Here is a 509-nt window from a genome sequence, read left to right as displayed (position 1 = left end):
TTTTCAAGATGTCTGGATAAAAGAAGAGGAATTGAAAAATTGTACCTTCATAAAATGCCGTTTTAGAGGGATAGATGCATCAGAAGTTTTTACTAAAAATTGTAATTTCATAGAATGTGATTTTACTGGTACTCTTTTTAATGCTTCTATCCATCAAGGAACTACGTTTGCTAATTGTAGGTTTTTTGGTGCGAATTTATTTGTATCTAAGTTTGAAGAATGTAAAATGACTGGTTCGGATTTCGAAGAGGCGAATTTAGACGGAATAACAATTATATCAGGCGATTGGTCATATACKAATTTAAGGTTTGCAAACTTAAGTAAACAAATGTTAAAGGGTAAYTAACTGTTACGATTTATTTAACCAATTATAACTAAAGTTAATTAAATATATCAGYAAGCCCTGCTAGTCAAGTGATTGGCTAGTAGTGAGGGTTAACTGCGGGCAATCCCTAAAGCTGATTGAACTACAACGTGGCTAGAAATGGTGAGCGTGAATGTTGCGAAAG

General features: G+C 33.4%; 1 pseudogene. It reads left to right on the top strand.

The features are described from left to right. Positions 1–340: pseudogene (locus tag AC1DTM_RS31390) on the top strand (pentapeptide repeat-containing protein); the annotation flags it as partial. Between the last annotated feature and the right edge of the window lie 169 nt (positions 341–509).

Source organism: Bacillus sp. P4_D3 (genome assembly GCF_056401855.1).
The sequence above is the reverse complement of the archived record's forward strand: the minus strand, read 5'-3'. Positions and strand labels throughout refer to the sequence as shown.